Source organism: Turneriella parva DSM 21527, from assembly GCF_000266885.1.
GTDB lineage: Bacteria > Spirochaetota > Leptospiria > Turneriellales > Turneriellaceae > Turneriella > Turneriella parva.
In genome coordinates this window covers 3,809,647-3,835,540 of sequence record NC_018020.1, presented here as the reverse complement: position 1 = coordinate 3,835,540, position 25,894 = coordinate 3,809,647, and the positions used below count along the sequence as shown (strand labels likewise).

The following is a 25,894-nucleotide window of genomic DNA, read 5'->3' as shown; positions in this document are numbered from 1 at the left end:
TTCTGATTCGCTGAACGGCGTCCGTGCCGCTCATCAGCCTTGGGCCTCCGTGCCCTTGGCGATTTCGCCGAACGGCGTCCGTGCCGCTCATCAGCCCTGGGCCTCCGTGCCCTTTGTCGTAAGCCGCGCAAATACGTCTTCGATGCTCTGCTTCTGCATGAAGAGTTCACGCAGCGTCCATTTTTCAGAAACGCAGAGGGCGAAGAGCTTTTCGTTGAAGCCAGAACCCGTTTCGGCGGCAAAGCGTGTTTCTACGTCTGTTGCCGAGATCTGGCTTACCGCTTCATCTGCTGCAAGAAGCGCGCGGATTTTTTCAAGCGCGCCCGTTGGGTTGCCCTTGAGTGCGAACTCCCACGTTTCGCGGCCTTCTTTCATGCGCTGAATCTTTTCGAGCTTTTCGTCGAGCACAATGCGGCCGTCAGCGATGATGATCGCCCGCTCACACGTGTCTTCGACCTCTTTGAGTATGTGCGTGCTGAGAATAATCGTCTTCTCTTTAGATAGTTCGCGAATAAGCTGGCGAATTTCATTGATCTGGTTAGGGTCGAGGCCCGACGTCGGTTCGTCGAGAATCAGCACTTGCGGGTCGTGCAAGAGCGCTGCCGCGAGGCCGACGCGCTGTTTGTATCCCTTCGAGAGGTGCATAATCGGCGAGTACAGGTATTTGGTAAGGTCGGTAACCTTTACGGCCTTTTCGATACCGCGCTCGGTATCTTCGGGGCTGAGGTTGCGGCTCTCGGCGATGAACTGTAAGAATTCAGAGACGAGCATGTCGGGGTAAGAGCTCGCGCTTTCGGGCAGGTAGCCGATCAGCGATTGCACAGCCTTGCGGTCTTTCTGCACGTCGTGGCCGCCGACGGTTGCAGTACCCGCCGTGGGTTCATAGAAGCCCGTCAGCATACGCATGGTCGTCGTTTTACCGGCGCCGTTGGGCCCCAGCAGCGCCACGACCTCACCTTTGCCAATCGAGAAGCTGATCTGCTTAACGGCTTCGTAATCGCCGAAATTTTTCTTAAGACCAGAGACAGAAATCATAACGCGAGCTTAAAAGTAAAACTCGGACGTCAAGCCTAATCGGCCTTATTTTTGGCCGCTGAGCGGCCAAAAATAAGGCCGTAAGCCTGCCACCGATATTCATTTACAGGCGATAAGCCGTTTAGAGTCAGCATTATGCCCGAAATAGCCGGAGTGAGTATTGAAACGGCAGATATATCCCCCGCCGAAAAGTCGCTCGTTTTTCACCAAGAGCTCGTGCTCACCGAGACCACAAAAAAAAATCTGGCGAAGATTCTTTATCCGCTGGTAGAAGGGCAGAATTTGCTGCTCGTTGGCGATGCCGGCGTCGGCAAGAATGCACTGGTCTACTATATCAACAAGATGCGCAACCTGCCGACGGTGCGCTTTAGCTTTAACCAAGACACTCTGCCCGAAGACCTGTCGGGCTCGTTTCGGGTTTTGCCCGACGGCTTTCAATGGAACAACGGCCCGCTGACTGAAGCGCTCGAAAAAGGGTATACCTTTGTTGCCGACGAGATGAACCTCGCTTCGCCCGAAATTCTCAAGCGCTTCATCAGTGTCTTTGACCGCCGCCGCCTGCAGCTGCTCGAAAAAGACGGCAGCGAGGTTCTCGCTAACCCGCGCTATTCATTTGTCGCGACGCAAAACCCGGCGCGCGGTTTCGAAGGCCGCAAGAATCTGCCCGAAAGTATACAGCGGCACTTTACCACGATCTACCTCGACCATTATCCGGCGCACGAAGAAAAAGAAATTCTGCGGGGTTTATACCCCGAAGAATACGGCGCGGTTGCCGACCTCGTGGTGACACTGCAGCGAGCGCTCGAAGCCCAGATATGGAAAAACGAAATTGCGAAAGAAGATCTCGAGCACTACCACTTCAACCTGCGTACCGCGCAGCGCTTTATGAACCGGGCGGTTGTCGCCTCGGTTGCCGATACTCAGAAGCCCGAGTTTCGCGACCTGGTATTCGCCTTTTATGTTTCGACCTTTCGCCTCGAAGCAGACCGGCAGTTGGCTCTTCAGACAGTCGCTGCAGTAATGGAATACGAACCGGCAGCGCTTCAGCGCGATTACACGATCTATAGCCAGAGCCGCGGTGCCGTCGGCGAAGAATTCGCCATGCCTTCAGACGCAGAAGGTGGCCACCATACATTACCTTTTCCCGTGACGCTGTCGCGTTCGCGCACGCTCGAGCAGATGCAGGCCTCGTTAGGTGCGGGCGACAACCTGCTGCTTGAAGGCGATGATGCCGCGCGAATTCTCGAGCTCTGCCATGTTATGGCACATGCTTCGGGCAAGGCCGTGACAGAGATTTTCCTTTCGCGCGGCATGCACACGAGCGACATCATCGGAGCGCTGCGCCCGCATGGCAGTTCGGTTAAATGGGTCGACGGCCCGCTGACGGCCGCGCTGCGCCGGCAAGACACGATTGTGCTCGAAAACATCGATGCGGCAGGTTCAGAGCTCGTCGAAAAGCTCAATATGCTGCTCGACCATGCGGGCCGACTCGCGTTGCCTCCCGAAGCAGAAGGCGAATCTATCCTCAAAAAAGAAGGTGAATGCCGCATCATTGCAATTAAGCGCACTCGCCGTAGCCGCAGCCAGCAGACAATTTCGCGCGCGCTTCGAAACCGCTTCTTCAACCTGCATGTTTCGGTGATTGAAGAGGCGACAGAAGTCGCCGAGCTGACGGCCCTGGCGCTCGACCTCGAGTTTGGGCCCGACGCCACAGCGCAGGGCGCACAGGTTGTACAGAAGCTGAGCCTTTTTCACAATAAGGCAGATGAAGCCGCGCGCGAAAAGAAAATCGGCGGCACACTTGCAGAGTCGATTCGCTACCGCGAAGAAAATTTGCTGAGGCTCATTGGCCATGTAGCCCGGTATGTCAATACTTCACCTCACCCCGGCCTTACGGCCACCCCTCTCCTGAAGGAGAGGGGGCATACAACTCCCCCCTCTCCTTCAGGAGAGGGGGGACGGGGGGGTGAGGTTCTCCGTCGCGGCGTCGAAATTTATTACGCGGGCATGCTGCAGAACCCCGATGACCGTATTGTCATTCAGCGCCTGTTCGAGCGCATCTTTGCCGACATGCCCTGGGACGACATTTTCGCGGCGCTCGCCGAAGGTAAAAAAAAAATCCTCGGCACGGCAAAAAAGCGCGATAAAAAAATAACTCCCCCCGATTGGGATAAAAAAAAGCACTTTCGCGAGGCCAACACCGGTAAGGCCACCAAGCGGCTGGGCGGCCAAGAGCTGAAGAAAGGGTTGAGGATTGATACCCCTGAAACCGGCGGCAACGTCAAAGAGGGGCCCGACGCCTGGTATGGCTCTGACACGCAGGGTAATGGCGGCCAGGGTGAACCAGCTGGTGGCGGCGGCGCGTGGGGCTACCGCACCGACCAGTTGTTTCAGGATTTCTTAAAAAAATACAAACCCAAGTGGGACTACCATATGGGCTATTCGCTCGCCGATTTCTATGACGTCTTTGGCAAAATGCTCTCTGAGCTGCAGATGGAGCTCGAGAACGCGCTCGACGCCGAACCCGAAATCGAGCGCCGCCTCATGGCGCAGGGGCACCGCGTCGACGCCCGACGCTACATCACTTACCAGGCACAGGCCGGCAACGACCGCATCTTCGACCGCACCCGCATTCTGCACTCGGAAAATAAACTCAAAGGGGTTGAGTTCGTGTTTGTGCTCGCGAAAGGCCGGCGTATGTTTAACTTCAAGGCTGCCGTCTCGGCGATTATCGCACTGCAGTCGGCGATAGAAATTCTGTGGGGCAAAAAAATTCCCCTGAAAGTTTTCGGTTATTCAGACTTCGAAAACATGAAACATTCGATCGACATTAACCAGTATATCTCGGTCGCAGAAGATGCTCCCGAGCACAGCGAGAAGGTGAAACTCTTCGAAAACATGACCGACAACTGGAACGGCGATACGATTGAAGAGGCGCAGGTTTTGCGCTACGCGGCCGAACAGTTCTCGCCCGAAGCGGTGACCAAGTTTATCGTGATGGTGTCAGACTTTCGCGGCCACCGCGCGCGTGCCGAGCTAAAAAAAGAGATTTTGAGCCCCGCAAGCCAGACCCTGAAAGAGCTGGGCGAAGAGTATGCCCGGCAGAATATTCATGTGCTCGCAGTTCAAACCGGTACGCGCTCGATAGCTGAACACCTCTTCAAAGAATGGCTGTGGATTCACGAAGAGACTTTCGATCAGGCGCCGATTTTACTCGCTGAAGCGATCAAGAACCTGATTCTGCGCTACCATAGGGTGGTAGTTTAAGCCTGCGGTTTCTTCGAAACCGCAGGCTTAATGATTGTCATCAGCAGAATAATAGTCCAATAGATCAAGACGAGCGCCGCTGCCGGTGTGAGCAGAAACTCCAGCTCTTTGGTCTGTTCATGGTATGCAAAGAGATAGATGGCGCTTACCCCCAGGCTAAACAGGGCGAACGCAAGGCGTCGAATTCTGAGTGATGATTCACGAAACGAAATGCGTGCGGCCGCCCGTTCGGCGAGCTTAAACGACACGACGGCGATCAAGAAACCTGCAAGCACGTCGCGCGGAAAATGCACGCCCACATAAACACGCGAGATTGCCCCAGCGCCGGCGAGCGAGAGCCACAGCCCCGCAAGCAGCAGCGACTTTCGCGGCCGCAGAAACATGAAGAGCAGGCCCGCCGAAAACGCGTGCCCCGAGGGAAAGCTGCGTACCGTAAGCTGCTGGCCCAGCAGGCAGACTGCCTGTTCCCCCAATACCCTCAGCGGGCGGTCGAAGTCGGCGAGGTATTTGCCCGACTGCAGCACGACATTGCCCGCAATGAGGGCAATCACCAGTGCGGTGAGGTTGTGCGGCCTCAGGCTGTGCGTGACAGTCGCAATCATGACCACCCACAATCCGTCGGCGAGCGAGGTCAGAAGTAAGAAGATGAAATTCGTGGCGTGGCTATCGCGCCTGCAGTTGAGCAGCCAGAAAAGTTCGGTGTTGGCGAGCCAAACAAGCGGTAATGCCACCAGCCCCATTACAAACAACACGCGGTAGAAGAGCCTTACCTGAGGCAGGGTGTGGTCGGCTGTATGCATTCGGCTGCCCAAACAAATTCTGTTCGTAAGCATGAAAGCAAATTTAAAAATTACGCATCGCTGCAACCGCCTATAAGCTGATACCCTTCGCGGTGCCCAAACCCTGGGGTGGGGGGCACCTCGACCAAATTGCGGGCCATACCGGCGAAGGCCATATCGGCGAATACGTTCTGTTCTCTGACATGCGCCAGTTTCCCGTGATGGCCGAAAATTCGCGGGGTCGCCGCCTCGTTGCCGACGTTTGGCGCGACCTTTTTCCGGGGTCTGCGGGTGTGCCCTTCATGCTCAAGGTGCTTTCGACCGCCGAGCCGATTTCGCTGCAGAACCATCCGTCAGACCAAGATCTGCAGAAACTCGGCCTCACGGGTAACGGCAAGTTTGAATGCTGGACAATTCTCGACGCGGGGGCCGATGCGCGCATGTATCTTGGTTTGAAACAGGGTGAGGATATCTCCGTTCTGCGAACCCTCGACGCCGACGCTCAGCCGATGCGCCACTTCAACGAATATGTGCCGCAGCGGGGAGAGATCGTCGAACTTTTTCCCGGTCTCGTGCACAGCACGGTCGGCCGCCTGCTTTTTTACGAGATTCAACAGACCTCTGACTATACGTTTCGCATCTATGATTTTGGGCGAGGCCGCGACCTGCACCTTGACGCGGCGATCGAATGCCTGCACGAACAAACGCCCGCGATCAGCAAGGTTCCCGAAGCACTCGAAACTTCTGCGTTCAAGTTACGCTATCACCCGGCTGAGAATCTGTCGGGCATTAAACCGGTCAACGACACATTCTCTGTCTTCACCTGGTTTGGCTGCGCAGCCGAGTTCATTTGCGACGGGCAGAGTTTTTCTCTAGCGTGGGGCGATTCGGTTTTGGTATTTGGCGGCATTCAGTGCTCGGTTGAAAAAAAAGAGGGCACAGCCGACCACGGCCTGCCATTGATTGACATGCTGTTCGAAGCTTATGCATAAGTGAAACGAAAGAGATGCCAACAATAAATCCTGGTCTACAGCCCTTTGATCTCACCGGCTATCGCGGCGCTTCGGGTAAGAATTTCTTCACTGAAACCCGCGTTTTGGCAGAGGCATTTCGGCTCAATAGTACCAACCAGACTCCCGATTACCTCGATGCAGTAAACTCTCACCTCTCAGGGCTCGGCACGCTTCTTGGCGGGCGCATCAATGAGTTAACGATCGCCTGCCATAAAGAAGGCAAGTGGGGCGAACTCGTGCAATACGACAACACGGGCAACCGCATCGATGAAATTCGTTACGCACCCGAACAGACCGAACTACGCAAAATCTTCTATGACTATGGCGTTGTGAACCTTGATTGCCACGCAAGCTGGCGGCATGAGTTCTCGCTGCAGCACCGCATGGCACTTGCGATTCTCACCAACATGAACGGTGAAGGCGGGGTCGCCTGCCCGCTGGCAATGACCGAAGGGTTGATACATGCGCTAAGGGCAATCGGCACAGAAGAACAAAAAGAAAAATTTCTGCCGCTATTGACTTCGCCCGACTCGCCATCGCATTTTATGGCCGGCCAGTATGTCACCGAACGTGTCGGGGGCAGCAACGTAGCCGCTAACCGCACCGTCGCGACGCCGCAGAGCGATGGCAGCTGGCGGCTCAATGGCGAAAAATGGTTCTGTTCAAACCCCGGTGACGTTTGGGTGACCACCGCAAAGGTCGCGAACACCAATACGATTGGGCTATTTCTGGTGTCGCGCCTGAGGCAAGACGGTTCCCTGAACGGTTGCCGGCTGCTGCGCAAAAAAGACATCATTGGCTCGAAAGGCAAAGTAACAGTCGAAAGCCTCTATGAGGATTGCGAAGCGACACAGCTTGGCCGCACCGCGCACGGTTTGGCCAATCTCATACGCTATATTTTACGCACATCGCGCCTGCACGTGATCTGCGGCGGACTCGGCCACATCTCCCGCGCGATTATTGAAGCCGAATCATACATTGCGCAGCGCGAAGCCTACGGAAAAAAACTCGCCGCTTTTCCGAGTGTGCAGCAGACGATCGCCGAACTCAAGATGCTGCAGGCTTCGCTCATGCTCATCAGCTTTCGGGCGTTTGCGCTCAGCGATGCGGAGCATCCGCTCGCGCTGATGCTTGTGCCGCTGCTGAAAGTCGTGACGACACAATACAGTGCGGTCGTTGCCAAAGAAGCCATGATTCTGCATGGCGGCAACGGCATTCTCGGTGATTTCAGTGTCTTGCCCCGCATCTTAAATGACGCGATCATCAACGAAACCTGGGAAGGCACGCATGCGTTGCTTGCCGAGCATGCGATTGCTGCGGCAAGACGGCCAAAGGTTGCCGCAGCCTGGAGCGAGTACCTCAAGGCAGAAACCGCGTCGATGCCGGCTGAGACGAAGACATTGGTGTTCGAATTGCACGAAGAGGCCACACGCCTCATGGCAGACGATTTTGAGAGAGATGCGAACCGCATGTATCTGTGCGAGCTCATGTGGCGCATTTTTGCCCTCTGCGAAACGCAGCGGGCACTGCAGCATGCGCCTGAAGCCGCCGCATACGCACCGCTGCTGCAGAGCTTCGTAGAGCAGGGGGCACGTTTGCCCTTTAGGGCAAGGGCAGCATGAAAATAAGATATGCAAACGCTTTCACCCTCGCGCTGCTTTGGCTCGGCCTCAGCGGTGCCTGCACCTACGATTCGACCCCGCCGGGTGAAGATAAAATCAACGATGGCAAGCCGTTGGTGATGATCGATGCGACCGGGCTTGGCGCAAACCGGCGGGTAGAAGTTCGCGTGACGGATGCGCTGGGCACCGTCACGCGAGCCACAGCAGCAGAAAAAACTGATGGCACTGGGAGGCTATTATATCCCCTGTATCTCGCCAGAGGCACCCGTAATTATGATCTACAGATTATCGTTGATGTTAACGCAAATAGCCTTTTCAACGACGGTGGAACTGATCTTCGCTATAGCGCGACGGCAGCGACGATTGCCAGCGACAGCGAAATAAAAAACCTTAGACTGTCTGCCACTGATTTTCTCGCGCTGTAAGATTCGAAGGGCAAATGAGAACTTCGGGTCGGTTTTCCGGTTCCCACCTCCGCGTTCCTCCGTGACCTCCGTGGTTAAACCACTCTTATTGATTTAACCGACGATCTGCTTCACGCTATCGAGCGCAATGCTGAGTGTCTTGAGGTCTGCTTCGCCGCTCACGAGAGGCTTTTCGGTTCCCATGATGCAGTTATAGAAGTGTACATGCTCGCTCTTCAGCGGATTATCTTTGTGAATAAAGACTCTTTCGACTACCGATTCTTGCGAGTATTTAATCTCATCGGGCGCGGTCACGGTGACTGAATTACCCTGACGGTGGATCTCTATTTCTTGTGCGCCATAGTTCAGAATGAGAAAGTTGTGTTTCTGCGTCACAGACAAAGAACGTTCTTTGTATTGGCTCAGCCGTGAAGCTGTCAGCGTCGCTATACATCCCCCTTCAAACTGCAACTCAATCACGGCGATATCTTCGTGCTTACCGGTAAGGCAGCTGCCCATCGCCGAGTGGCGCAGTAGGGGTTTATTGACCAGATTTATGACGATGTCAATGTCATGGATGAGCAGGTCGAGCACGACACCGACGTCGAGAATGCGGTTGTTCTGCGGGTGCAGCCGGCGCGTCTGAATCAGCAGCGGGTCACTGACAATTTTCGCCAGTGCCATTACCGCACCGTTGAAACGTTCGACATGCCCTACCTGCAGAACGAGTGATTTCTGTTTTGCCAGTGCAATCAGTTCTTCAGCCTGTTGAAGGTCAAACGTGATCGGCTTTTCGACCAAAACGTGCACACCTTTTTCAAGCGCATACTTCGCAATTTCATAGTGCAGCACTGTCGGCACGGCGATCGTCACCGCGTCGCAGGCATCAATCAGCTGCTGGTATGAAGCGAAAGCCCTTGTATTAAAGAGCGCGGCTTTTTCTGCCGCATGCTCGGGGCGTGCATCGAAAATACCAACGATCTCGTGCGTCGGCAGCGATGCCGCCACGTTGAGGTGGTAGCTACCCATGTGGCCGACACCAATAATGCCGAATTTTATCTTACTGTTGGTACTCATTGTAGAAAGGGTGCTTTACTTGAAGCGGCCGAAAATTCCCGAACCACTTGCCTGAAGCTCTGTTTCTAGTTCTTTGACGAGGGTTTTTGCCTTGCCCGAAAGTGATTTGGGTATCTCGATGCGCGCATGCGCGATCAGGTCACCAAACCGCCCCTGACCGCCCATGTATGGCAGGCCTTTGCCGCGCACCCTGAAGAGCGTGTCGGGCTGCGTACCGGCCGGTATCTTGACTTTAACTTTACTCTTGTCGAGGGTTTCGACAGTCACTTCGCCCCCGAGCATTGCGGTTGTGACCGGCACGTCGATATACATCGCCAGATCGACGCCGTCGCGCTCGAACGTGGTGTGCTTACGAATCTGCACGACGACGTAAAGGTCGCCTGATGGCCCACCGCGCGGCCCGGCTTCACCTTCACCGCTTATTTTGAGGCGGGTGCCCATGTCGATACCAGCTGGAATGCGAATTGCGAGTTTGCGCTTCTTGCTGACGGTACCGGCTCCGTGGCAGGTCTTGCAGCGATTCTTGATTATCTTGCCGTTGCCGCCGCAGGTATTACAAGTCGAAGCGACGGAAAAGAATCCCGTGCTGCGCCTAACCTGGCCCGAACCGCCGCAAATATGGCAGGTGTCGAGGCGGCCGTCTGCCGAGCCCGAGCCGCTGCAGTCAGAGCATGTCTCTTCACGGGGAATAACAATCTCTTCTTCTTTGCCGTTAAAGACGTCTTCAAGAGTGATTTCGAGGTTATACCTGAGGTCGCTGCCGCGCCTTGCCGAATTGCCGCCGCGCGACCGGCCAAACCCTGAGCCAGAAAAAAGGTTTTCAAAAATATCTTCGAAGCTCGTGCCCGAGAATATATCAGAAAAATCGCTGTAAGCGGCCTGGCCGAAGCCCTGAGCGCCACCGCCGCCAAGACCCGCGTGGCCATACTGGTCGTACATCTTGCGTTTCTGTTCATCTCGCAGTACTTCGTATGCCTCGGTTGCCTCTTTGAACTTCTGCTCGGCTTCTGCATTACCCGGGTTTTTATCCGGGTGGTACTGCATTGCCAGCTTGCGGTAGGCTGATTTTATTTCATTCAGCGTCGCCGATTTCGCTATGCCCAGTACTTCGTAATAGTCGCGTTTTTCTGCCATGTTTTAATTCTTTTCATACCTGCGCGCAAAGCGCGCAGGTATGAAAAATTCTATTTCTTGTCGTCTTTTATTTCCGTAAACTCGGCATCGACCACTTTCTCGTCGCCTTTTGCCTGCGCTTCGCCTGCGGCAGCCTCTGCGCCTGCATCGGGGCCATTGCCCTGAACAGTGAACGCCGCCTGGTGCTTTTGCACAACTTCACCCAGAGTCTGCGCAGCGGCTTTCATCTTGTCTGCGTCGCGTGACATCAGCGCCTCTTTGGCCTTTGACACCGAACCTTCGACTTCGGCTTTGATGCCTGCATCGAGCTGCGGTGCATCTGCGATCATCTTTTCGGTGGTGTAGATGATATGGTCGAGATCGTTGTATGCCGTTGCCGCTTCTTTCGCCTTGCGGTCTGCTTCAGCGTTCAGCTCGGCATCTTTCACCATCTTTTCGATTTCAGATTCTGAGAGCGAACTTGAAGCTTCGATCTTGATCTTCTGCTCTTTGTTCGTTTTCAGGTCTTTTGCCGAAACGTGCACAATACCGTTCGCGTCGATGTCGAAGGTGACTTCAATCTGCGGGGTACCGCGCGGCGCCGCTGGTATCTCTGAAAGCTGAAAACGCCCGAGCGTTCGGTTGTCTTTCGCGAGCTCGCGCTCACCCTGCAGCACGTGTATGTCGACGGCAGTCTGGTTGTCGGCTGCTGTCGAGAACACCTCTGACTTCTTCGTCGGAATCGTTGTGTTGCGGGTGATGATTTTCGTCATCACGCCGCCGAGCGTCTCGATACCGAGAGAGAGCGGGGTAACGTCTAGCAGCAGAACGTCGGTAACTTCACCTGCAAGCACCCCGCCCTGAATTGCCGCGCCGATCGCAACGGCTTCGTCGGGGTTAACTGATTTATCCGGTTCTTTACCAAATATCTCTTTAACTTTTTCACGCACCGCGGGAATTCGGGTAGAACCACCTACCAGAACCACCTTGTTGATCTCGTTGATGCTGTAGCCAGAGTCCGCGATCGCCTTGCGGCACGGCTCGACAGAGCGTTCTACCAGCGAGAGCGTCAATTGGTTAAATTTAGCTCGCGTCAGCGTCATATTGAGGTGGCGCGGGCCCGAGGCATCCATCGTGATGAACGGAATATTGATGTCAGCCGTCTCTTTGTTCGAAAGTTCAATCTTCGCTTTTTCGGCTGCTTCTTGCAGGCGTTGCAGCGCCATCTTGTCTTTGCTGACGTCGATCGCTGTCTCTTTTTTGAACTCAGCGACTATCCAGTCGATAATCGCCTGGTCGAAGTCATCGCCACCGAGGTGTGTGTCACCGTTGGTTGCCTTAACTTCAAAGACATTGTCTGCCAGCTCGAGAATCGAGATATCGAATGTGCCGCCACCGAGGTCATAGACCGCAATGACTTCGCCGCTTTTGTCACGGTCGAGGCCGTACGCGAGCGCGGCCGCTGTAGGTTCGTTGATAATCCTCACGACGTCGAGGCCCGCAATGCGGCCGGCATCTTTCGTTGCCTGGCGCTGTTCATCGTTGAAGTACGCGGGAACCGTCACGACAGCCTTGGTGACTGTGGTGCCCAGATATTCTTCTGCCGTTTGCTTCATTTTCGTGAGCACGCGGGCCGAAACTTCTTCGGGGCGGTAGTCTTTTTCGCGCGTCTTGATCAGCACGTCTTTCGCGGGGCCCTCTTTAACGACGTAAGCGACCTTGCGAATTTCGTCAGTAACTTCTGTCCAGCGACGACCGATGAAGCGTTTCACCGAGCGCAGCGTGTTTTCGGGGTTTGTCACCATCTGGTTTTTTGCGACCTGGCCCGTGAGCGTTTCACCTTTGTCGGTAAATGCCACAACCGAGGGCGTCGTGCGTGCGCCTTCACTGTTTGCGATGACGACTGCTTCGCCGCCTTCCATCACGGCGACGCATGAGTTCGTGGTACCCAGATCGATTCCGATAATTTTTTCTTTAGCCATTTTGTTTCTCCTTTATCTAATACTGTAAGGCGTCGCCCCTCGCGCATTTTGCTGCGAGGGCTTCGTTCGCCTTGTTATGATTACTGTGATGGCGCCTCCGCAGGTTTGGGTTTTGCGACGACGACGCGCGCCGGTCTGATCAATCGGCCCTCGATGCGGTAGCCCTTTTGAAATACCTGCACGACCGTCTCGCGTTCGACGTCGGTTTCCTGAACGCTCAGCGCCTCCATCATGTTGGGGTCGAATTCTTCACCGGTGGGCGAGAACTCTTCAACGCCTGCTTCGGTAAAGACCCGCGCGATCTGCTTCTGCACGAGTTGCACACCGTCGACGATCGGCTTCAGCGCCGTGTCGCTCTCGGCTTTGGGCGTATAAACCGAAAAGAACTGGTCGAGCGCATCGAGGGCTGGCAGAAGATCGGTCAGAAGCCGCGCGCTCGACTGGGCCGATTGCTGAGCCCGTTCGAGCACTGCGCGCTTGCGAAAGTTGGTAAACTCCGCGCGTTCGCGTTGCAGGTCAGAAGTGAGGGCCTCGATCTGCTTCTTCAGGGCTTCGGGGCTGTTTTTGTCATCGTTGTGGGATGCAGCAGCGTCATTCTGCAGCGCCGCAATTTCATCGGCTTCGCTCGCGAATTCTCCGGCGTTATTTCCGTCTTTGTTCATGGTCTCTTCACTCATTTGGGCCTCTTGGTAGTTCGTTTGCCTTCTTTGTGTGCGGCGCTCGCTGAGGGCAATTCGCGGCGCGCAGTGATTTCTATTTCATTGACTTTCAGATCAGAGCCCTGCAGCTCAATGTTGGTTTTTTCGCTCAGCACATTCGAGAGAATCTGCGAGCTGTAATCGAGAGCAGGTATGATACGTTCGTACGGCATGCGGTTCGCACCGATGACGCCAAGCGCGCCAATGCTCTTGCCGCTGAGGCTGTAGCCCTTACCGAGAATCGTGATGCCCGACAAGATTTCGCCGTCGATTTCGAGGCCGACCTGAGAGCCGACCTGCGGCAGATTCTTCATGCGCTCGAAAACCGAGGCGACAAAGTCCTGATTTTGCAGCTGCGAAATAACGCGTTCGGCCTTGCGGCGATCATTCGTCAGTTCGTAGATTTTTCGGTGCAGGTTTGAATCCCCCTCGATATGTATCGTCTGGTCGGGAGGATTGTAAACAATAGCCTGCGTGACGGCGGTGCCGATGTCAGACAGGTCTCCGAGTTCGGCGAGCGAGCCGCTCAAGAACTCGAGCCCGCGCTCTTGCACATCGCCCAGATCAAAACCCTTGAGGTTCTGGTTGAGGTAACGGCTGATTTTATAGAGGTCTTCCTGGTTGACAGGTCGCTCGAGTTTAATCTTCTTTTCATAGATGGCACCCGACGAGCTGATCATCACCATCAGCACCAGGCTTTCCATGACTGAAACAAGTTCTATGCGCTTGATGCTCGAGCCGATGCTGTTGGGCGCGAGCACGATACCGGCAAAGTTTGAGGTCTGCGCGAGCATCTGCGCAGTTGTCTTTAACAGCTGGTCAAGTTGCAGCGCAGCCGAGCGGTAGAGATCTTCAAGTTCTGTTTTCTGGTTTAGCGTAATTTCAAACAGATTGACGAGGTCGGCGAGATACAGTTGAAATGCGCGGTCGGTAGGTATGCGCCCGGCCGAAGTGTGGGGCGAGCTCAAGAGGCCCATCTGCTCGAGCACCGACATTTCTTTGCGCACCGTTGCCGGCGAAAACGCCATGCCGAATTTTTCGACAAGAATCTGCGAGCCCACGGGTTCGCCGCTCACAACGTACTCTTTGACGAGTGCGCGTAGTATTTCTCCTTGCCGGTCTGTCATATGCAGCTATGCCCTTTTGCTGATAGCACTCTCGTGTTGTGAGTGCTATCAATAGGGAGGATATCATAAGTTAAACACACCGGCAACAAAAAGTGAGGCTCGGCATCTCTTCACGCGGTCAAATCCCCTAATTAAGAGAGTTTGGCCCAGCCAATAGGCTGATTTCTCACTTTTTTTGCATCTTTCGACCTCAAAATGTCTAATTGTTTGACGCTCTGTTGAGCGTTCACAAACTGGCTCTCCGCTAACGACGCCTACGGCGTCTCTAGCGAACCTTCAGACGCGTTTGGCGCAGCTGAATGATCTGTTCTTTGACAGACGGATAATGATAGAAAATTGTTATGAAGCTTGAATCTGTAGCAATACAGACGCAAGGACTTCGTAAATTTCTTTAAGAACCTTGAGCAAAAGTCGCGCCAATTCACTTGGCGCGCAAACAATGATGAATGACAAAAACTGTCCAGCGACAGTTTAAAGGGTCAATCAAACACCGTTTTATATCAAGGCATCGCTTGCGATGCCTTGATTAAACTATAATGGAGAGTTTGATTCTGGCTCAGAACGAACGCTGGCGGCGCGTCTTAAACATGCAAGTCGAACGATCTGTAGCAATACAGGGAGTGGCGGACGGGTGAGGAACACGTAGGAATCTACCTCGAAGAGCGGGACAACTTTGGGAAACCGGGGCTAATACCGCATAGTACAGAGATGTTAAAGGGCTAGCAATAGTCGCTTCGAGATGAGCCTGCGGTCTATCAGCTTGTTGGTGAGGTAATGGCTCACCAAGGCTACGACGGATAGCCGGTCTGAGAGGATGATCGGCCACACTGGCACTGAGACACGGGCCAGACTCCTACGGGAGGCAGCAGTTAAGAATCTTGCGCAATGGGGGCAACCCTGACGCAGCGACGCCGCGTGAAGGATGAAGGCTTTCGGGTTGTAAACTTCGGTAGACTGGGAAGAAGAACTACGTTCGTTGAGGGCGTAGAGTGACGGTACCAGTCTGAAGCCCCGGCTAATTACGTGCCAGCAGCCGCGGTAATACGTATGGGGCAAGCGTTGTTCGGAATTATTGGGCGTAAAGGGCTCGCAGGTGGTTTGTTAAGTTGGTGGTTTAATCTCTGGGCTCAACCCAGAGTCAGCCTCCAAAACTGGCGAACTTGAGTACGATAGGGGATAGCGGAATTCTCGGTGTAGCGGTGGAATGCGTAGATATCGAGAGGAACACCAATGGCGAAGGCAGCTATCTGGATCGTAACTGACACTCATGAGCGAAAGTGCGGGGAGCAAACAGGATTAGATACCCTGGTAGTCCGCACCGTAAACGTTGTATACTAGTTGTTGGTGGTTTCAACGCCATCAGTGACGTCGCTAACGCATTAAGTATACCGCCTGGGGAGTATGCTCGCAAGGGTGAAACTCAAAGAAATTGACGGGGGCCCGCACAAGCGGTGGAGCATGTGGTTTAATTCGACGATACGCGAGAAACCTTACCTGGGTTTGACATGGATTTGACTGGGGTAGAGATACCCCTTCCCGCAAGGGCAGATTCACAGGTGTTGCATGGTCGTCGTCAGCTCGTGTTGTGAGATGTTGGGTTAAGTCCCGCAACGAGCGCAACCCCTATCTTCTGTTGCCATCATTAAGTTGGGCACTCTGAAGAAACCGCCGGTGACAAACCGGAGGAAGGTGGGGATGACGTCAGATCAGCATGGCCCTTATATCCAGGGCTACACACGTGCTACAATGGCCGGTACAGAGGGACGCAATGCCGCGAGGTGGAGCAAATCCCACAAAGCCGGTCTCAGTTCAGATTGCAGTCTGCAACTCGACTGCATGAAGTCGGAATCGCTAGTAATCGCAAATCAGCATGTTGCGGTGAATACGTTCCCGGGCCTTGTACACACCGCCCGTCACACCACCCGAGTTGGAGGTACCCGAAGAGGCTGTTGCCAACCGCAAGGAGGCAGGTCGCTAAGGTAAATTCGGCGAGGGGGGTGAAGTCGTAACAAGGTAGCCGTACCGGAAGGTGCGGCTGGATCACCTCCTTAAAAGGAAACCAGTTGAACCAAGAAGATTCGCAAGAATTTCCCTTGGGACTCAAGGTACATTATCCGTCTTTTGAAGAACAGATCGAAGGCCATAGGGCTTTGAAAAGTAGAGCTTGTAGCACCTAGTGCGGATTGCTATCGCTGCGAAGATATAAGCCGAAGGGCTTGTAGCACTTCCGCGAAATGCTGCGCATTTCGCTCCAGAGAGCGAAGACGCTCACAGTGGTTAGAGCACTCGCTTGATAAGCGAGCGGTCGCTGGCGATGAGACTGTAACTAAGAGTTTCAAGCAATAATGCGCTTGTAGCTCAGTGGTTAGAGCACTCGCTTGATAAGCGAGGGGTCGCTAGTTCAACTCTAGCCAGGCGCACATGGGATATTAGCACCGATGACGGAGCTGATACCTATTAAGGGGCATTAGCTCAGCTGGGAGAGCGCCAGATTTGCATTCTGGAGGTCAACGGTTCGATCCCGTTATGCTCCACAAACTTTAAGTAAAGACTTAAAGTTACATTGAAAACGCGGAGCATTAGCACCGAAGACAGAGCAAAGGCATTTCGTAGAAACGCCACTGCACAGCTGGGAGAGCGCCAGGTTTGCATTCTGGAGCCGCCGGAACGGCGCACGCCGCAGGCGAGTCAACGGTTCGCAGCCGAAGGCCCGTCGCGAAGCGACGGCTCCCGTTATGCTCCACAGCGTAACCTGAGCAAGTAAGTCGAAGAGCTTATCTTCACCTTACTTGTTTAGGTACTCTCGCCTAACGGCGAGCATAGCTAAACCACCGGATCATAGAGATGATCCAGTGAAGTTTGACAACGAATATGGGTAGAGGATTAATAAGAGACGCGCGAGCGTTGCTTGTTGATCCAACACAATTTTGAAGAAGATTTAAGAAAATAACGCGCATTGATACGACAGGATGTCGTTCAGTCGGCGCGGGCACGATGCCCGCGAGCGCCGACCGAATGGCCGAGCCATCGTATCTTTATGAGGAAAAGAATAAGTGTCAAAAAGATCGTATAACAGATCTTCGACAGGGAAATTTGGCAACAAATTTCGTGGGTCGAAGGGAGCATAATATGGTCAAGTATTTAAGGGCGTACGAAGGATGCCTTGGCACTACCAGGCGATGAAGGACGTGGTTACCTGCGATATGTCCCGGTGAGCTGGAAGCAAGCTTTGACCCGGGAATCTCCGAATGAGAAAACTCTGTACGGCAAAACCGTATAAACTCCGCAAGGAGTGGCTAAACTCAGGGAATTGAAACATCTTAGTACCTGAAGGAAAAGAAAGTAAAAACGATTTCGTTAGTAGCGGCGAGCGAACGCGAAAGAGCCTAAACCGGTGTTATGTCAAGCTTGAGGGCGTTGTGACATTGGTGTTGTAGGGCTGGCATGGGTTCACCTCAATGGACCTGCAAAGTTACCAAATTGCCATGTAAGAGAAGTGTTTGGGAAAACACGCCATAGCGGGTGATAGCCCCGTATCTGAAACATGTGTGATCTTTGAGCCAGTACCTGAGTACCACGGAGTACGTGAAGTTCCGTGGGAATCTGCGAAGACCATTTCGTAAGGCTAAATACTAGGTAGTGACCGATAGTGAACAAGTACTGTGAAGGAAAGGTGAAAAGCACCGCGAGAGCGGAGTGAAATAGATCCTGAAATCGTACGCTTACAAGGTATGGAAGCCCGCAAGGGTGACCGTGTGCCTTTTGTAGCATGAGCCTGCGAGTTACTGTATGCAGCAAGGTTAAGGGATTGAAGTCCCGGAGCCGAAGCGAAAGCAAGTCTGAATAGGGCGATTTAAGTTGCATGCTTTAGACCCGAAGTTGAGTGATCTAGCCTTGGTCAGGATGAAGTGGCGGTAACACGCCATGGAGGTCCGAACTCGTGAATGTTGAAAAATTCTGAGATGAACTGAGGCTGGGGGTGAAAGGCCAATCAAACTCAGCGATAGCTGGTTCTCCTCGAAATGTATTTAGGTACAGGGTTCGATGTTTCGTTGTGGGGGTAGAGCGCTGTTTGGGCTAGGGGCCTTACCCGGTTACCAAACCCAGGCAAACTACGAATACCACAACGTTAGAGTCGAGCACTGAGTCAGTGGGTGATAACGTTCATTGGCGAGAGGGAGACAACCCGGACCGACAGCTAAGGTTCCTAAATCTATGCTAAGTGATAAAGGATGTTCAATCGCACAGACAATTAGGAGGTTGGCTTAGAAGCAGCCACCCTTTAAAGAGTGCGTAATAGCTCACTAATCGAGCGATTGGGCGCCGAAAATGTACGGATCTAAGCATAGTACCGAAGCTTCGGATGTCAGCAGCAATGTTGGCGTGGTAGAGGAGCGTTCCTACAGCGGCGAAGGTATAGCGAGAGCAGTGCTGGAGCGGTAGGAAGTGAGAATGCAGGCATGAGTAGCGAAAATGACGGTTAAATTCCGTCACACCGTAAGCCCAAGGGTTCCGCAGCAAGGTAACTCCGCTGCGGGTTAGCCGGTTCCTAAGGCAAGGCCGAAAGGCGTAGTCGATGGTAACCTGGTTTATATTCCAGGGCTTAGTTTAAGTGGTTTGAGCGATGGGGTGACGCAAGAAGATAGGGAATCAGCCTAATGGATGGCTGTATAAGGTCGTAGGCGTTGAGATGATCAGGTAAATCCGGTCGTTGAGCTGAAAGCTGATATCGAGTGGGCCTTCGGGTTTCACGAAGTTTCTGATTCTATGCTGCCTAGAAAAACCTCTAAGTGACACTTGAACTAAACCGTACCCTAAACCGACACAGGTGGGCGAGGAGAGAATCCTCAGGTGCGCGAGAGAAACCTCGTTAAGGAACTCGGCAAAATAACCCCGTAACTTCGGGAGAAGGGGTGCCTCATTATCGTGCAAGCGAGAAGGGGCTGCAATAAAGAGTCCGCGGCGACTGTTTACCAAAAACACAGGTCTCTGCAAACACGTAAGTGGATGTATAGGGGCTGATACCTGCCCGGTGCTGGAAGGTTAACAGGAGATGTTAGCAGTAATGCGACGCATTGAATCGAAGCCCCAGTAAACGGCGGCCGTAACTATGACGGTCCTAAGGTAGCGAAATTCCTTGTCGGGTAAATTCCGACCTGCACGAATGGTGTAACGACTGTGGAACTGTCTCAACGAGGATCTCGGCGAAATTGTAGTGGCAGTGAAGATGCTGCCTACCCGCAGTGGGACAGAAAGACCCCGTGAACCTTTACTGTAACTTGGCATTGGTTTTCGGCTTTGTATGTGTAGGATAGGTGGGAGACTTTGAAGTTGCGGCGCTAGCCGTGATGGAGTCGTCCTTGAAATACCACCCTTACGAAATTGAAAACCTAACCTGGCGTTACTTTTGTGTTCGAATTTGTCCGGCCTTTGGCCGGCCAAATTCGTAAAAAGACGACAAGAGCCTTGGATAGGATAAAGCTGCGCTTAACGCTCATCCGTGAGCGGCGCAAGCCCTCGCACCTCGTGTGCTTGGGTTCACAATCTTCTGTTTCTAAATTTTTTAGGATAAGAGTTAACGAGTATTATTTATCTAAGGCTCCGGTTCGAACATAAAAGCAACGTCAGGGACAATGTCAGGCGGGCAGTTTGACTGGGGCGGTCGCCTCCCAAAGAGTAACGGAGGCGCCCTAAGGTTCCCTCAGCACGGTTGGAAATCGTGCGAAGAGTGTAAAGGCATAAGGGAGCTTGACTGTAAGACTTACAAGTCGAGCAGGGACGAAAGTCGGGCTTAGTGATCCGGTGGTTTCCGAATGGAAGGGCCATCGCTCAACGGATAAAAGGTACTCCGGGGATAACAGGCTTATCGCGTCCAAGAGTCCATATCGACGACGCGGTTTGGCACCTCGATGTCGGCTCGTCGCATCCTGGGGCTGGAGCAGGTCCCAAGGGTTTGGCTGTTCGCCAATTAAAGCGGCACGCGAGCTGGGTTCAGAACGTCGTGAGACAGTTCGGTCCGTATCCACTGTGGGCGTTGGAAATTTGAGAGGACTTGTCCCTAGTACGAGAGGACCGGGATGAACGAACCTCTGGTGTACCGGTTGTGGCGCCAGCTGCAACGCCGGGTAGCTATGTTCGGAAGGGATAACCGCTGAAAGCATCTAAGCGGGAAGCCTCCCTCAAGATAAGATTTCCCTGGTGGGGTTCGCCCCATCCTGAAGACCCCTGGCAAACTACCAGGTTGATAGGCTATAGGTGTAAACAGGGTTAACCTGTGAGCCAAGTAGTACTAATCGGTCGTGAGGCTTGACCATATTATGCTCTGAATGATTTTAAGGGGGCTACGCCCCCTTAACAACCCCCTTCGAGATACCATATTCGAAATCAAATTAACGACAACCCAAATCTGTGCGCAATAGAGCAAGGGTCACACCCGTTCCCATCCCGAACACGGAAGTTAAGACTTGCATCGCCAATGGTACTCGGTTCTTCGGAGCCCGGGAGAGTAGGACGCGCACAGGTTTGGGTTGTCGTGCAAATGAAGGCTCCCGAAAGGGGGCCTTTTTTGTTTTGCAAGGCTTTCAGACGAAAGCGCGCTGCTAAATGCGGCTTCGGACCTTGGTTTCGGCGAGCCGGTCGAAATAGTGTATCAGTTCTGCGCGGGTTTTATCTCCGGCTTTTAGTGGTTCGCCAGCTGCGGCCTGTTCGATGGTTCTCATGCGCCGGGCGTTCAGACGATTCAGCCTTAGCCCCAGAGTCTGCGTATCAGATGACTTTTTCGAAGTCGCGGTCAGAATCGCCGTGGTGATGACGAGCAGCTGCTCGAGCATCGGCTAGCCTTCAGCTTTGAAGCCGCCTTTGTGTTCGGTTGGCTTGGCCGCTGCGGCTTTAGCGGCCGACGGCATTTCAATTTGTTTCCAGGCCTCGAGAAGTTCAGTGATGATTTTTTTGACCGGCTTCAGCAGCTCTGCCTTCTTCTGCACATTGGCTTCAAGCAGCTGCGTCTTGGCGTATGCGTACAAGTTAAAGAGGTTTTGCGCGATTTCGCCGCCCTGCTCGATATTGAGTGAAACCATGAGTTCGGTCAAAATATCCTGCGCGCGCAGAATGTTTGCGTTGGCTTTGTCGTAGGTTTTAAACGACGCCATGTTCGTTTCTGCGGTCGAGATAAAGCGCAGCGCCCCTTCGTAGAGCATGATGATCAGCTGCTTCTGGTCTGCAGTGCCGACAGAATTCGCCTGGTATTCCTTTAGATGAAGGTCACGGTGCATTCATTACGCCTTCACAACCGGCTCTCAGAGTGTCGGCCTTTTTTAGAGTTTGTGAAGCAAAAAAGTGCAGGGGGATAGCCTTCTTTGAAGCTGTATATCCCCCTGGAAAAGCCTATTTTACGGCTTCGGTCTTGGTTTTATCTTTGGTTTTGCTCTTTTCGCCGTCTTTTCCATCGCATGCCGATGCGGCGGCTGTGGCAAAAAGTGCTGCGAGCAGAACGAGTGTGAGTTTTTTCATTGAGCCTCCAGAGGTATTGCAATCTCTGCATTCAAGGTAGCGCGCGGTGGCGGCTTTGGCCAGAAAAAGCGTTTTCGGCGTGTGAAAAGATGCTTGTCTGCCAGATGAGAGCAGCCTCTACTTTTACCCTCGTTCTTGCCCTGTTTGTCGCGTGCAAAGAAGCCACGCCCGCCCCGAAGGCAGACATGCAGGCGCTCTTTTTCGGCTCGCCTGAAGAGACACTGAAGCCCACAATCTGGGATACCGGCGACACGACAGTCACCAACGAAGACCGGCTGGAAATTTATGAACCGCATATTCGCGGCATTGGCGGTGGCTACTTCGGTGTCGGTTCGATTCAGAACTTTACCCTGGCGGCCTGGGCAAAAAGCGAATTTATCTGGCTGATGGATTTCACGCGAATTGTGGTGGCGGCCAACAAGATTCATATCGCATTTCTGAAGCGTCTGAAAACTCCAGATGAACATAAGCTCATGTGGAACAAGAAAAAATCCGTGGTTGAAGCCGATAAGATTATCGAAGAAGAATTTAAAGGCAGCGACGAACTCGCATTTATCAAAGAAAGCTACCGCAAGGCTTCACCTTATCTGCAGATCACTTTCGGGTTTATTGAAAAACTTTCGAAAAAGCGGCCTTACACCTACTGGCTGAACAATCAGGAACAGTATGATTACCTCAAGAAGCTCGCGTTGGCAAACCGCATTCGTGCACTGCGCGGTAATCTGAACGGCGACATTACCGTTAATGGTATTGCCGACGCGGCGAAAAAAATGGGGGTACCGATCAGAATTCTGTATTATTCAAACGCAGAAGAGTATTTTCGCGGTTATAAAGAACCATTCAAAAAATCTTTCTCGGCGATACCGGTCGATGAGAAGTCATTTGTCGTGCGCACGATTTCGTTCAACAAGGGCAAATTTCGCTGGGCAGCAGATTCAGACCTCAGCACCGACCGCGGCTTTCATTACAGTCTGCATCCCGCGCAGCATTTTCAAGAGCAGCTGAAACTCGAAAAAGTCGACGTGCGTGATTTCTACAAAGATGCCTATATTGACCCGAATGAATACGGGCTTTCGTTTCTCGGGCCCCTCGCCGAGAAAAAGCGCCAGGCGAAATAGTGCAGGCTGAGAAAGAAACCCAGAGACTGAGCGCGGCTCTTTCGCAGCAGTTGCTGAGGGCGTACAAACCTTCGTCGAAGGTGCTACCCAAGATCGCCGCCCTCATCAAGACCCATAAAAAATTTCTGCTCACGACACATGTGGGCGCCGACGCAGACGGCCTCGGCAGCCAGATCGGGCTCTATTACCTGCTTAAGTCACTCAAAAAAGATGTTCGTATTCTCAACAACGAGAAGGTACCCGAATATCTTGAAAATGTAATGCCGGTAAAGCTGGTCGGCTTTCTCGGTCACAACGGCATCGAAGAGGCAGCTGCGGCGAAACTTCTGAAAGACCGTTTTGTCTTTATATTGGACTCATCAGAGCCGCACCGCAGTGAAAAAGTCGGCGAGCTTTTTATGGCGCTCAAGCTTCCCTGGGCGACGATTGACCACCACATTCTGCCCGGTAAAAAAGAATTCTGCGTCGACCCGAGCTACGCGGCGACTGCCGAACTCATCTGGGATCTCTACCGCCACATGAAGGTGACGATACCGAAGGCTGCGGCTTTGCCTCTCTACACCGGCATTGTCGCCGATTCGGGAAACTTTCGCTACCCCAAAACTTCGCTGCGCTCGCATCTGATGGGCGGCGATCTGCTCTCGTACGGCATCCATTCAGACTATGTTTACCGCACGATTTATGAGAGTAACCCGCTTGATCGGTTGAAGCTCAACGCAAGACTTTACCCGAAGGTGCAGCTGCTCGAAAACGGTGTCGTCTATTTGCCCGTCGTGTGCGCTGACCGTGAAGGGCTGCATTTGGGTGACAGCGGTACCGAAGGTATCGTGAACCAGCTGCTCGCGCACAAGGGTCTTAAGGCTGCCGCGCTCTTCAATGAAACCGAGCACGGCGAGCTCAAAGGGTCGCTGCGCTCGATTGGCGATGTTGATGTGGCATCGGTTGCGAAAAAATTCGGCGGCGGTGGTCACAAGAATGCGGCCGGTCTCAAAGTGCGTGAACCCTTTGCCGAAGCGCTGAAAAAAGTCGTGGCAGAACTCGAGAAACTTTAATGGTCATTCCCGCGAAGGCGGGAATCTGAATAGATGCCCGCTTTCGCGGGCATGACAGGGAAAGTAACGAATCAACTTCACACTAATCCTAACGGATTAGCTTGACGATCATTTCGAGCTTTTCGGCGGCTTCCATGACTTCTTGTACCTTGCTCTTGAAGATCACCAACGCCGTGTCAGAGATTTCTTTCTTCACGATTTTTTTGCCGCGAATCTGGCCCAAAAGCGCTTCAGTCAGGCGCGGGTCGGCCGTTTCGAGCAGTACGATACTTTCTTCGATAATCACAATCGGCAGGTCTTTACTCCACTCGGTAAGGTTGAAGTCGAGAGCCTGGGCAATGCCGGCTCGCGACACGCGGCCCAGCAGTGCTTTGAAACTTTCGATCGTGTTACCCAGCATGACACCGGTCTGCACTGATTCTTTCGTCAGCTGAAAGTTGTAGACCTTGTCGAATTCTTTGAGCTCGGCAAAAGACTTCAGTAAGTGCAGGTCGTGCAGCGACATCTTTTCAGGGATAGCGACCAGCGTGCCATCGGGGTTTAGAATTACTGCGCCGAGTTCGCTCTGTGTCTCGAGTGGCTCGTTGTGGAAAAAATGATTACCGAGCTTGCTGATCGTGACGAAACGTTTCGGATAATCGACGCGCAGCATGCCCATGAGGTACATGTAGATCATCGCCGAGACGATCATCGAGCGCTGTTCGATGTAGGAGTTCTTAAAGTCACGCACCTTAAAACCTGGAATCATAATCACGCGCGAACGAATGAGTTCGGCGAGCAGCACCTTGACGAACATGCCCTGATTCGCTTCGATGAGTTTGGTACAGGTTTCAATCATCGGCATCTTGAAGAATGCCAGGTCGAGGGGTAGAAAAACCTCGTCGCCAACCATCCGTTTGTCGGCAGCCTCGAGAATGCGGTTAAATAGATCGCGCAACAGCTCTGAGGGTTCTCGCTTTAAGAAATCCTCATAATTCTCAATGAGCACGACGTTCTCTTCGCGCAGATCGACGAGTTCAAAGAGTCTCAAAAGCGGCAAAATGATTTCGATCTGGTGCATCTGGCTTTTTTCAGAGAACAGGTTGATGTCGATGTCGATCAGCGCCGCTTCTGAGCGCTTCATGTCGGCCTGGCGCAGCTTCTCAGACTGCGACAGCGTGAGGCCTTTGTTCGAGATAAAGAGCAGCAGCTTCTTCAGGTTCAGTAAGAAGTCGAATCCATTTTCGATCGTGCGTTCTGTCAGTTCTTTCACGTCGGTACGCACGGGAAAAAGCGGGTTCTTCTTGAGGTAGTTGAAGAGTTCAATCGGTATCACGAGAATGCGCACAAAGCGCTCGTCGATAAAATAGATATCTTTGAGCAGTTGAAACGCGTCGAGGCGGCGAATGGTTTTTTCCATCGGCAGCTTCTGTTCGTCCATGATGATGCGCGCCGCATTAATCTCGATAATGCCGCCGTTTGTGAATGCCTCATCGAGCAGAATCATTTCGCCGTCGCTGAGGGTCTTCAGCGTTTTCTGCAGTGTCTCTTCTTTAAAGGCCTTTTCAGCGTATTCGCGCGGTTTCTTGCCTTTGCCGCCGAGAATGGCGAGGTATTTCGGGTCGTAATCGTCGACTTCGGTCTGTTCGACCTCGCGGCGAATGCTGATCTGAAACTTCTCGCCGCGCGGATTGCTGTCGGTATTGACGAGTTTTCGAAATTCGTCGAAGGCAATATATTTATCCAGGTTATGCGTGATGCGCTCGCGGTTTTTCTTCTGGTAGAGCAGCATGATATGCTTCAATACCGCGAGTTCTTTTTCGACATTGATTGGCTGCAGCTGTATTTTGCGGCTGATTTCGCCCAGGGTCAGAATCTGTTTATTCGAGAGTATAACCGCGTAGATCTTTACCTGCAGAGGTGTCAGTTTCTCGAGTACGGTTTTGAGAAAATAAGGGTCAACAAAGGTTTTGACCAACAGTTGTATCAGCGCGCGTTTGTCTGACGGCGGTTTGGGGATTCCCCAGACCTCTGCGACCCGCAGCAGCTGCTCTTTTTCCAGCTTACCCAACTCTTCAAGCAGCACGATCGGGCAGTCAGTCAGATTTGAGACGCGCTG

Annotated in this window: 17 protein-coding genes, 2 tRNA genes and 3 rRNA genes; 11 read left to right on the top strand and 11 right to left on the bottom strand. The window is 53.2% G+C overall.

Annotation, left to right across the window (positions count from 1 at the left end; all coding sequences use genetic code 11):
- Positions 1-90: 90 nt before the first annotated feature.
- On the bottom strand, positions 91-1,035 hold the full coding sequence (locus TURPA_RS18475) for an ABC transporter ATP-binding protein (protein WP_014804783.1): 945 nt from the start codon (positions 1,033-1,035) through the stop codon (positions 91-93).
- Between the two features lie 135 nt (positions 1,036-1,170).
- On the opposite strand from TURPA_RS18475, the gene TURPA_RS18470 reads away from it, so the two are divergent.
- Positions 1,171-4,302: an AAA family ATPase gene (locus TURPA_RS18470; RefSeq protein ID WP_014804782.1), complete on the top strand. Its 3,132-nt coding sequence runs from the start codon at positions 1,171-1,173 to the stop codon at positions 4,300-4,302.
- Here TURPA_RS18470 and TURPA_RS22290 read toward each other — a convergent pair.
- Complete coding sequence (locus TURPA_RS22290; protein ID WP_014804781.1) at positions 4,299-5,102, bottom strand: phosphatase PAP2 family protein; 804 nt, start codon at positions 5,100-5,102, stop codon at positions 4,299-4,301. The two genes, TURPA_RS18470 and TURPA_RS22290, sit on opposite strands and share 4 nt — an antisense overlap.
- A 92-nt stretch (positions 5,103-5,194) precedes the next feature.
- On the opposite strand from TURPA_RS22290, the gene TURPA_RS18460 reads away from it, so the two are divergent.
- The 3 genes from TURPA_RS18460 to TURPA_RS18450 are packed head-to-tail and all read left to right on the top strand — an operon-like array spanning position 5,195 to position 8,141.
- Positions 5,195-6,073: a class I mannose-6-phosphate isomerase gene (locus TURPA_RS18460; protein ID WP_014804780.1), complete on the top strand. Its 879-nt coding sequence runs from the start codon at positions 5,195-5,197 to the stop codon at positions 6,071-6,073.
- Positions 6,074-6,087: 14 nt separating this feature from the next.
- Positions 6,088-7,716 (top strand): acyl-CoA dehydrogenase family protein, encoded by a 1,629-nt coding sequence (locus tag TURPA_RS18455; protein ID WP_014804779.1) that lies wholly within the window; start codon positions 6,088-6,090, stop codon positions 7,714-7,716.
- Entirely contained in the window at positions 7,713-8,141 is a 429-nt protein-coding gene (locus tag TURPA_RS18450) for a hypothetical protein (protein WP_014804778.1), read from the top strand. The genes TURPA_RS18455 and TURPA_RS18450 overlap by 4 nt, the downstream gene beginning before the upstream one ends.
- Before the next feature lie 93 nt (positions 8,142-8,234).
- On the opposite strand, the gene TURPA_RS18445 is transcribed toward TURPA_RS18450, so the two are convergent.
- The 5 genes from TURPA_RS18445 to hrcA all read right to left on the bottom strand — a co-directional run bounded on the left by TURPA_RS18445 (position 8,235) and on the right by hrcA (position 14,117).
- Positions 8,235-9,197 carry a Gfo/Idh/MocA family protein gene (locus tag TURPA_RS18445; RefSeq protein WP_014804777.1) on the bottom strand — a complete coding sequence of 321 codons (963 nt, stop codon included), beginning with the start codon at positions 9,195-9,197 and terminating at the stop codon, positions 8,235-8,237.
- Between the two features lie 15 nt (positions 9,198-9,212).
- A complete protein-coding gene (dnaJ, locus tag TURPA_RS18440) occupies positions 9,213-10,331 on the bottom strand; it encodes a molecular chaperone DnaJ (protein WP_014804776.1) in 1,119 nt (372 codons plus the stop codon).
- Positions 10,332-10,381: 50 nt separating this feature from the next.
- The gene (gene dnaK / locus TURPA_RS18435) at positions 10,382-12,292 is read right to left on the bottom strand and encodes a molecular chaperone DnaK (protein ID WP_014804775.1); all 1,911 of its coding nucleotides are present in this window, start codon (positions 12,290-12,292) and stop codon (positions 10,382-10,384) included.
- Positions 12,293-12,372: 80 nt separating this feature from the next.
- Positions 12,373-12,969: a nucleotide exchange factor GrpE gene (locus TURPA_RS18430; protein WP_014804774.1), complete on the bottom strand. Its 597-nt coding sequence runs from the start codon at positions 12,967-12,969 to the stop codon at positions 12,373-12,375.
- Complete coding sequence (gene hrcA / locus TURPA_RS18425; protein ID WP_014804773.1) at positions 12,966-14,117, bottom strand: heat-inducible transcriptional repressor HrcA; 1,152 nt, start codon at positions 14,115-14,117, stop codon at positions 12,966-12,968. Before hrcA ends, TURPA_RS18430 begins: the two co-directional genes overlap by 4 nt.
- Before the next feature lie 533 nt (positions 14,118-14,650).
- Here hrcA and TURPA_RS18420 point away from each other — a divergent pair.
- The 5 genes from TURPA_RS18420 to rrf all read left to right on the top strand — a co-directional run bounded on the left by TURPA_RS18420 (position 14,651) and on the right by rrf (position 20,639).
- Positions 14,651-16,168 (top strand): 16S ribosomal RNA (locus TURPA_RS18420).
- Between the two features lie 296 nt (positions 16,169-16,464).
- Positions 16,465-16,537: transfer RNA gene (locus TURPA_RS18415), tRNA-Ile, on the top strand.
- Between the two features lie 41 nt (positions 16,538-16,578).
- Positions 16,579-16,651: transfer RNA gene (locus tag TURPA_RS18410), tRNA-Ala, on the top strand.
- Between the two features lie 597 nt (positions 16,652-17,248).
- Positions 17,249-20,431: ribosomal RNA gene (locus TURPA_RS18405) — 23S ribosomal RNA — on the top strand.
- Between the two features lie 91 nt (positions 20,432-20,522).
- A 5S ribosomal RNA gene (gene rrf, locus TURPA_RS18400) occupies positions 20,523-20,639 on the top strand.
- Together the 16S, 23S and 5S rRNA genes with 2 tRNA genes alongside form the textbook arrangement of a ribosomal RNA operon.
- Positions 20,640-20,716: 77 nt before the next feature.
- On the opposite strand, the gene TURPA_RS18395 is transcribed toward rrf, so the two are convergent.
- The 3 genes from TURPA_RS18395 to TURPA_RS24190 form a co-directional block, all read right to left on the bottom strand.
- Positions 20,717-20,947 (bottom strand): hypothetical protein, encoded by a 231-nt coding sequence (locus tag TURPA_RS18395; RefSeq protein ID WP_014804772.1) that lies wholly within the window; start codon positions 20,945-20,947, stop codon positions 20,717-20,719.
- Positions 20,948-20,950: 3 nt separating this feature from the next.
- Positions 20,951-21,388: a flagellar export chaperone FliS gene (fliS, locus tag TURPA_RS18390; protein WP_014804771.1), complete on the bottom strand. Its 438-nt coding sequence runs from the start codon at positions 21,386-21,388 to the stop codon at positions 20,951-20,953.
- Between the two features lie 112 nt (positions 21,389-21,500).
- The gene (locus TURPA_RS24190) at positions 21,501-21,626 is read right to left on the bottom strand and encodes a hypothetical protein (RefSeq protein ID WP_014804770.1); all 126 of its coding nucleotides are present in this window, start codon (positions 21,624-21,626) and stop codon (positions 21,501-21,503) included.
- Positions 21,627-21,730: 104 nt separating this feature from the next.
- On the opposite strand from TURPA_RS24190, the gene TURPA_RS18385 reads away from it, so the two are divergent.
- Together TURPA_RS18385 and TURPA_RS18380 are read left to right on the top strand one after the other, a co-directional pair.
- Positions 21,731-22,744, top strand: coding sequence for an LIC_10091 family lipoprotein (locus TURPA_RS18385; protein ID WP_053332242.1), 1,014 nt, complete (start codon positions 21,731-21,733; stop codon positions 22,742-22,744).
- Positions 22,744-23,796, top strand: a complete 1,053-nt coding sequence (locus TURPA_RS18380; RefSeq protein ID WP_014804768.1) for a DHH family phosphoesterase — start codon at positions 22,744-22,746, stop codon at positions 23,794-23,796. Before TURPA_RS18385 ends, TURPA_RS18380 begins: the two co-directional genes overlap by 1 nt.
- Before the next feature lie 88 nt (positions 23,797-23,884).
- Here TURPA_RS18380 and TURPA_RS18375 read toward each other — a convergent pair whose 3' ends face one another.
- A complete protein-coding gene (locus TURPA_RS18375) occupies positions 23,885-25,861 on the bottom strand; it encodes a hypothetical protein (RefSeq protein ID WP_014804767.1) in 1,977 nt (658 codons plus the stop codon).
- Between the last annotated feature and the right edge of the window lie 33 nt (positions 25,862-25,894).

What these genes read in the sequence shown, in the direction of transcription:
- TURPA_RS18445 (WP_014804777.1), bottom strand. Translation starts at nt 9,197, where the DNA reads ATGAGTACCAACAGTAAGATAAAATTCGGCATTATTGGTGTCGGCCAC.
- TURPA_RS18450 (WP_014804778.1), top strand. Translation starts at nt 7,713, where the DNA reads ATGAAAATAAGATATGCAAACGCTTTCACCCTCGCGCTGCTTTGGCTC.
- TURPA_RS18395 (WP_014804772.1), bottom strand. Translation starts at nt 20,947, where the DNA reads ATGCTCGAGCAGCTGCTCGTCATCACCACGGCGATTCTGACCGCGACT.
- TURPA_RS18475 (WP_014804783.1), bottom strand. Translation starts at nt 1,035, where the DNA reads ATGATTTCTGTCTCTGGTCTTAAGAAAAATTTCGGCGATTACGAAGCC.
- fliS (WP_014804771.1), bottom strand. Translation starts at nt 21,388, where the DNA reads ATGCACCGTGACCTTCATCTAAAGGAATACCAGGCGAATTCTGTCGGC.
- TURPA_RS18385 (WP_053332242.1), top strand. Translation starts at nt 21,731, where the DNA reads ATGAGAGCAGCCTCTACTTTTACCCTCGTTCTTGCCCTGTTTGTCGCG.
- dnaJ (WP_014804776.1), bottom strand. Translation starts at nt 10,331, where the DNA reads ATGGCAGAAAAACGCGACTATTACGAAGTACTGGGCATAGCGAAATCG.
- TURPA_RS22290 (WP_014804781.1), bottom strand. Translation starts at nt 5,102, where the DNA reads ATGCATACAGCCGACCACACCCTGCCTCAGGTAAGGCTCTTCTACCGC.
- TURPA_RS18470 (WP_014804782.1), top strand. Translation starts at nt 1,171, where the DNA reads ATGCCCGAAATAGCCGGAGTGAGTATTGAAACGGCAGATATATCCCCC.
- dnaK (WP_014804775.1), bottom strand. Translation starts at nt 12,292, where the DNA reads ATGGCTAAAGAAAAAATTATCGGAATCGATCTGGGTACCACGAACTCA.
- TURPA_RS18455 (WP_014804779.1), top strand. Translation starts at nt 6,088, where the DNA reads ATGCCAACAATAAATCCTGGTCTACAGCCCTTTGATCTCACCGGCTAT.
- hrcA (WP_014804773.1), bottom strand. Translation starts at nt 14,117, where the DNA reads ATGACAGACCGGCAAGGAGAAATACTACGCGCACTCGTCAAAGAGTAC.
- TURPA_RS18430 (WP_014804774.1), bottom strand. Translation starts at nt 12,969, where the DNA reads ATGAGTGAAGAGACCATGAACAAAGACGGAAATAACGCCGGAGAATTC.
- TURPA_RS24190 (WP_014804770.1), bottom strand. Translation starts at nt 21,626, where the DNA reads ATGAAAAAACTCACACTCGTTCTGCTCGCAGCACTTTTTGCCACAGCC.